This window comes from Caldivirga sp. (assembly GCF_023256255.1).
GTDB lineage: Archaea > Thermoproteota > Thermoprotei > Thermoproteales > Thermocladiaceae > Caldivirga.
Window position 1 is genome coordinate 1 of record NZ_JAGDXD010000049.1, and the last position, 6,265, is coordinate 6,265.

Genomic DNA, 6,265 nt, shown 5'->3' on the forward strand with positions numbered 1-6,265 from the left:
TAGTTCCAGGGGAAGGCATCCTCAATGGTGTAGGTTGGGTAAGTTTGCTGTGCATAAGCTATGTTTACACTGTATATGGCTGCTACTATGAATACTATTGCCGTTACCAGTACATATATGGGTGTTTTACCCATGGTTTAATACGCCATGATTCTTCTTTATAAAATTACCTAGCTCATTAATGTTGCATCTTTATGCCTCTCACCATGAGTTTTTCGGTATACATTTAAGTATATATCTAACTATTTCCTTGCCTGAGGAAAGTTAAAAAACTGTAAGATAATTAACACCCGTGAGTAATGCCGAAATAATGCTGCTTAATAGCATACTTAATTCACCCAGCCTAGTTTCCCTAGACTACTATCATTACTCAGACTGGACGGTTAAGGTTTCTGAACTTAACCTTGAGTACAGGGTTTTAAATAGTTTTGTCGATTCCTCCTCACCATTTATCGTGGAGTATGCTCTAGTAAAGGTTGGTAGTAGATTTGATTTCAAGAGCTTCCTCAAGATTTTAAGTAGCCATAAAAATGTTTTAAGCGTTGATTACATTAAACCCATTAACTCCACTTACCCTAAGTTAATTACAATGATTGTTAGAGGTGATTACGCAGATTCCACTAGGTTTAGGGCGCATATCCTTGGCGGCTCAGAGATAGAGTATAATACCAGTGGTGGTGTTGAACATTGGGTTTTCCTATTCCCAAACAGTAAGGCAATCGACATGTTCATAGGGATAATTAGTGGTAATGGTGAGGTAAGTAGAGTAAGGGAAAGCGTAGTAGATATTGAGGACATGATTATGGCTATAGCTAGGAGTAAAGCTAAGATGCTACTGAGCAGTGATGAGGAGAGGTTATTAAGGATGGCTCGCGATAAGGGATTATTCGATACACCAAGGAGAATAACAATAAGGCAATTGGCTAAGGAGTTAGGGGTGAATGAATCAACATTATCCAGGAATTTAAACAAGATAATAAAGAAGATACTGAACGTTATGATTGATGATTGATTTAATCAACTAGGCTTATCCCTGAAATATATGGTGAGGATAATGTAAAGGATTTTATGACTGTGTTCAAGTATTAATGATAACATTAATGCAAATCATTAGGTATAGTTATAAATAGTTGAACTGCATTTAAAGACAGGGATCTGTGTGATTAACGATGAATGGTTAATTAACGGGTTAAGAGTGGTTAAGGTAATTAGGAGCGAACTTGAGGTTACTATTATTCCTGAACTTGGTGGTTTAATATGGAGTATTAAGTATGGCGACCATGAATTACTCCATCATCATAAGGATCCTGAACCTATTGAACATCTTAGGGAGGGTTTAATGCCGGAGGACTTCTACAATGTAGTATACTTCGGTGGTTGGTTTGAGGTGATTCCTAATGCAGGTTATGTTTCAAGGTATGCTGGTGTACAGTTTGGGCTACATGATGAATCACCTTACATACCCTGGAAGGTTGAGTATGATGAAGAAGCTGACGAATACTCCGTGTTGAATGTAGTTTCATTGAGGAAGTATCCACTTAAGGTTTACAGGAGGGTTAAATTACTAAACAGTAATGAGGTACTTATTAAGGAGAGACTGGTTAACTTAAGTAGGCAGAACTTAAAGTTCTCTTGGCTGCATCACCCTAACTTCGGTAGTGACCTATTATCCGAATACACTGTACTAGAGTTACCTAAGGGAACGGAGGTGGAGGTTGATAAGTACCTCAGTGGTGGGTCATCAATTCTTGAACCTGGGTATAGGGGTGTCTTCCCCATGGTTAAGTCTAAGAGTGGTGAATTAATTGACTTATCAAGATTCCCTAGAGACCTCAACACTAATGACTTAGTGTATGTACCTATGGTTAAGGAGGGTTGGTTTAGGCTAATTAATGAGAAACTGGGGATTAGACTTGAGGCTAATTGGGATGTTAACGTATTTAGGTCAATGTGGCTTTGGAGACCATTAGGCGGTGGCTTTAATTACCCATGGTTCGGCAGAATATACGCAACATCCGTGGAATTAACCACAAGCTGGCCTGCTACTGGGCTTGCGGAGCAGGTTAAGATGGGTACAGCATATGAGATTCAGGGCAATGGTGAGATAAGCACGTGGATTAGATTTAAGATAACGTAACAATATACTTCATGATGCTTTAAAAATTTAAAATAAACCTTAATGCACAATTATGGGCTTAAAATACCTCTGAAGCTTTCTCGCAGGTGTTGTAGTATGCTTCCTTTCCTAAATTTCCCTTAGTAACCCTGGATACTAAACATAATTACTCCTCAATTTCACTAATTTTTACATTATTTGGGAGGCTGTTTTATTGCTCATGTTTTAACATTGCCATCGCCTAAAAGTAATGCATAGAGGAAAACTTAACATCGCTTATTAGATAATGATGTAAGCTAATGCATGTATATTAGCTATTGGAATTCAGGACAATGATGCGTAAGCCCTATTGCCTACCCTCGGCTACTTTAACCTGAACAATTATTGCATTGTATGGGCAATTGTATTGGCATGAGAAACAACCCATGCATTGTCCCTCTGAAACCACCATGGCCTTATCTTTTAACTTACCAACGAGTACACCCTTAGGGCATATTGTCCAGCATATTCCGCATCCAGTGCAATTGTTCAAGACCATTACCCTGAACGTAATGATCACTATTCCTAATCCACGAATAACCCGTTATTTAATACTTACTTAGCTTACTCTCTTAAATTAAGTATACGTATACTACACGTATACGTGTAGAATTGGATTAATCACTTGAGTCGGCGGGAGGTTTATTAAGAGTCCTGGGGTTGGGTTCCCGTGAGTGTGGAGTCTAAGGTTAGGGTTCCGGATGAGGGGGAAATGCTTGCTAAGGTTACCGACATAGTTGGTGATGATAGGGTTAAGGTCATTTGTGAGGATGGTAACATTAGGATAGCTAGGATACCTGGTAAGTATAGGAAGAGAATGTGGATCAGGATTGGTGATTACCTAATAGTTGCACCCTGGGATTTTGAACCAAGTAAGGCTGATGTTATTTACAAGTATGAGAAGGGTGAGGTTAATGAGCTCAGGAGGATTAGCAAGTACAGTGAGATTTTAAATAGACTTGATGAATTAGCCCTGTAGAGTAATGGATCAACAGGAGTTAAATAGGCTAAGGGACTTGGTTAAGATGGAGCAGGAGAGTAGGGAACTTGTGAAGTTACCCTACAGGTCCTATAGGGAGTTAATTAATAGACTAGTGGGTGATGTTAAGTTTGGCGGAGCCTTGGAGAATACTTTAACCTCAACTTACCTAAGTATGGTTAAGGACCTGTTAATTGCCCTGCTCAGGGCTAGGTTACTTAAGATACTTGACCAAGCCTCAGAGGGTAATGTACCAAGGGGGAACCTTATGGTTGAGGAGACTAAATTGGCTTCAGTACTGGAGGATTTAGAACGCCTCATTAAGCCAAGTATGCTTAAGGCACCGGGCAGGGTTATGATAGTTAGGTTCACTTCAAACTACTTCAGCATTAAGACAAGTAAGGGTAACATGATTAGTGAACCCACTGTGGGTGACTTAGTTATTATACCTAAGGAGGATGCGATAGAGTTAGTCACTAACTTTAAGGTTGCTAAGGCGTATAGGATAAGGGTTAGGAGGCATTCCCCCTAAGCCACCTGATGGTTAACCTAACCGCATCAGCACTACTATACCTAGGGGACCAGCCTAATTTACTTAACTTATCAGTATCAAGAAGCATGTACTTGACGTCACCTAACCAACCTCTACCATCCGGGGTCATGGCCTTAGTAACTATGTTAACGTCCCTTAACCCAAGTTCCTCAATAACTATCCTAGCTATGTCCATTACCGTGACCCAATCCTTATTACCAACATTAAATGCCTGCTCCTGGAGGCTACCGTTAGTTAGCTTATTGAATAGGAATACTGTTGCATCAACAGCATCATCAATGTATAGGTAACTCTTCCTTTGGCTACCATCACCAAGAACCTCAAGTTCCCTAGGGTTCTTGGTGAGTTTAACGTAGAAGTCGTATATTACACCATGCCTTGACCTGGGTCCAACAATGTTGGCGTACCTTAAGTTAACAACTCTAATACCGTAAAGCCTGGAGTACGTACCTAGTATAATTTCCCCAGCTGCCTTAGTGGCACCGTAGACGCTTATGGGCATTATTGGATGATCCTCAGGTGTTGGTAAAACCTTAGCATCACCATACACTGTGCTACTACTGGCGAAGACAATGTACTTAACGTCATTCACCCTAGCGGCCTCAGCAACATTAAAGGTTGCAGTGAGGTTATTGTCGAAGTGGCTCCTAGGCTCCACTGAAGATACCCTAACTTCAGGATTAGCGGCTAAGTGGAATACCGCGTAGGCACCCTTAAACTCACTGACCCAGTCCCCCCAATACCTAAGGTCAGCCTTAACAACATTAACCCTACCTGTACTTAAGGACTCCTTAAGGTTACCTGCATCACCACTACTGAAGTTATCAATAACAGTAACCTCATAACCATTCTTAACAAGCCTATCCACCAGGTGGCTTCCTATGAAGCCGGCTCCACCAGTTACAATTACCCTGCTCATTATAACCCTAGTTAACTAAGTTCATAAGACCTTCTTAAAGCTTAACCCCAATGAGTTAGCATTAACAGTGAATTCACATGATAAGAGTGAACGATAATCATTATCATTTATGATGATGTTAGTTTTAAGTTATAATGACGTCATTTTACGGTATCCTCCTATAGTGAACTAGTGAACTTAATGTAGGCAGGTTTGATTTCCCCTTAATACTGGGGATTCATAGTTAACGCATGGTCTTACCACAACTGGGTGCATCAGTAGTGATGCACGCTTTATTGATGAGGGTTTTCAAGTCCTCATGGAGCACTGAACCCTACTAAATCCTTAAAAATGCTTAAATTAGTGGCTGGGTAATGGCAACAGTAAGCGCGCACTCTAGGCCAAGGCCGAAGCTTTATGGACCGGAGGTTTACTACTGTACATCATGCGGTAATCCAATTGCACCGTTTAAGAGGGCAACCCACTTCCTATGCCCAAACTGCGGTAAGTATGAGATTTGGAGATGTGAACGCTGCAGGAGGGAGGGTAATGTCTATAAGTGCCCTGTATGCGGCTTTGAGGGTCCTTAATTAAACCACTTACCCCAATGTTGATTCATTTTCATGATTACGTAATGTTAATTAAGTGACTTACATTGAACCATGCTTTAATTTACCGGTACAGTAAATTTTATATAATGCGTAATTTAGGGGACATGGTGAATTAAATGGCTCAAATATACTACGTGTACAGGGTTACCCCAAGTAGGGAGGATGTTGATTACGAGAAGCTTAAGCAAGCTATCAAGGGTAAGCTTGAACCTAAGTACCCTGTTAAGGGTATTGAGGAGGAGGAGATAGGCTTCGGTATTAAGGCGTTAAAGATACACATAGTTATACCGGAGTCCGATGAGTACACTAGTGATGAAATCGAGAATATACTATCCCAGATAGAGGACATTGGGGGTATTGAACTAGAGTACTTCACTAGGGTTAGTTTCTAAAAATACGCTTAGCCTTAAGGGGCTTCATTGTTTTCCTCATGCCTATGGATTGCAGCGCATTAAAAGTTTTATAAACCCATAGTTTAATTCTCCCCTATGTCCAGTGAGGAGGATTGGATTGAGCTTCGGGTGGCTGAGGCTAAGCAGAGGGATGCTGGTAGACCTATTGTTCGCATTGACCCCACAATTATGAGGGATTACGGTATTGAACCAGGTACTGTAGTTTACATTAAGGGTAAGAAACTAACCGCAGCTAAGGTAATGTACGGTTTACCTGAGGATGATGGTAGGGGTGTGATTAGGATGAATTCAATAATTAGGAAGAACGCTGACGTTAGCGTTAATGATACAGTCAAGGTGAAGGTAACTGAGGCTAAGCAAGCTCAACTGGTTAAACTAGCCCCAGTTTCAATGACTCTTTCCATTGAGCAGAACTTCGAGAATTACGTTAAGCAGAGGCTTAAGGATTACGTCCTAATGGAGGGTGATTTAATACAAATACTGGTTCTTGGCCAGTCCTTAATATTCCAGGCTATTCAAGTTAAGCCAAGCAACACACCTGTTATTGTTGATGATGAGACTCAGGTTAAGGTGCTTGAGAAGCCTGTAGAGAACATTAGGATACCTCGTGTTACTTGGGAGGATATTGGTGATTTGGAGGAGGCTAAGCAGAAGAT

Annotated in this window: 8 protein-coding genes and 1 pseudogene; 7 read left to right on the top strand and 2 right to left on the bottom strand. The window is 40.8% G+C overall.

Annotated features, from left to right (window positions below; all coding sequences use genetic code 11):
• Window positions 1-292: 292 nt before the first annotated feature.
• Complete coding sequence (locus Q0C29_RS07905) at window positions 293-1,012, top strand: helix-turn-helix domain-containing protein (protein WP_292000121.1); 720 nt, start codon at window positions 293-295, stop codon at window positions 1,010-1,012.
• 183 nt (window positions 1,013-1,195) lie between these two features.
• Window positions 1,196-2,137 (top strand): aldose 1-epimerase, encoded by a 942-nt coding sequence (locus Q0C29_RS07910; RefSeq protein WP_292000122.1) that lies wholly within the window; start codon window positions 1,196-1,198, stop codon window positions 2,135-2,137.
• A 325-nt stretch (window positions 2,138-2,462) separates the two neighbouring features.
• Here Q0C29_RS07910 and Q0C29_RS07915 read toward each other — a convergent pair whose 3' ends face one another.
• Window positions 2,463-2,654: a 4Fe-4S dicluster domain-containing protein gene (locus Q0C29_RS07915; protein WP_292000128.1), complete on the bottom strand. Its 192-nt coding sequence runs from the start codon at window positions 2,652-2,654 to the stop codon at window positions 2,463-2,465.
• 171 nt (window positions 2,655-2,825) lie between these two features.
• Between Q0C29_RS07915 and Q0C29_RS07920 the strand changes: the two genes are divergently transcribed.
• Both Q0C29_RS07920 and Q0C29_RS07925 read left to right on the top strand, forming a co-directional pair.
• Entirely contained in the window at window positions 2,826-3,134 is a 309-nt protein-coding gene (locus Q0C29_RS07920; RefSeq protein WP_292000123.1) for a translation initiation factor aIF-1A, read from the top strand.
• A gap of 4 nt (window positions 3,135-3,138) precedes the next feature.
• Complete coding sequence (locus tag Q0C29_RS07925) at window positions 3,139-3,666, top strand: hypothetical protein (RefSeq protein WP_292000124.1); 528 nt, start codon at window positions 3,139-3,141, stop codon at window positions 3,664-3,666.
• Here the strand turns inward: Q0C29_RS07925 and Q0C29_RS07930 are convergent.
• The gene (locus Q0C29_RS07930) at window positions 3,647-4,606 is read right to left on the bottom strand and encodes an NAD-dependent epimerase/dehydratase family protein (protein WP_292000125.1); all 960 of its coding nucleotides are present in this window, start codon (window positions 4,604-4,606) and stop codon (window positions 3,647-3,649) included. The genes Q0C29_RS07925 and Q0C29_RS07930 overlap by 20 nt on opposite strands.
• A 353-nt stretch (window positions 4,607-4,959) precedes the next feature.
• Here Q0C29_RS07930 and Q0C29_RS07935 point away from each other — a divergent pair, with 353 nt between their 5' ends.
• The 3 genes and pseudogenes from Q0C29_RS07935 to Q0C29_RS07945 form a co-directional block, all read left to right on the top strand.
• A complete protein-coding gene (locus tag Q0C29_RS07935; RefSeq protein ID WP_292000126.1) occupies window positions 4,960-5,175 on the top strand; it encodes a zinc finger domain-containing protein in 216 nt (71 codons plus the stop codon).
• 137 nt (window positions 5,176-5,312) lie between these two features.
• Window positions 5,313-5,588: an elongation factor 1-beta gene (locus tag Q0C29_RS07940; RefSeq protein WP_292000127.1), complete on the top strand. Its 276-nt coding sequence runs from the start codon at window positions 5,313-5,315 to the stop codon at window positions 5,586-5,588.
• 96 nt (window positions 5,589-5,684) lie between these two features.
• Window positions 5,685-6,265 (top strand): annotated as a pseudogene (locus Q0C29_RS07945) (AAA family ATPase); the annotation flags it as partial.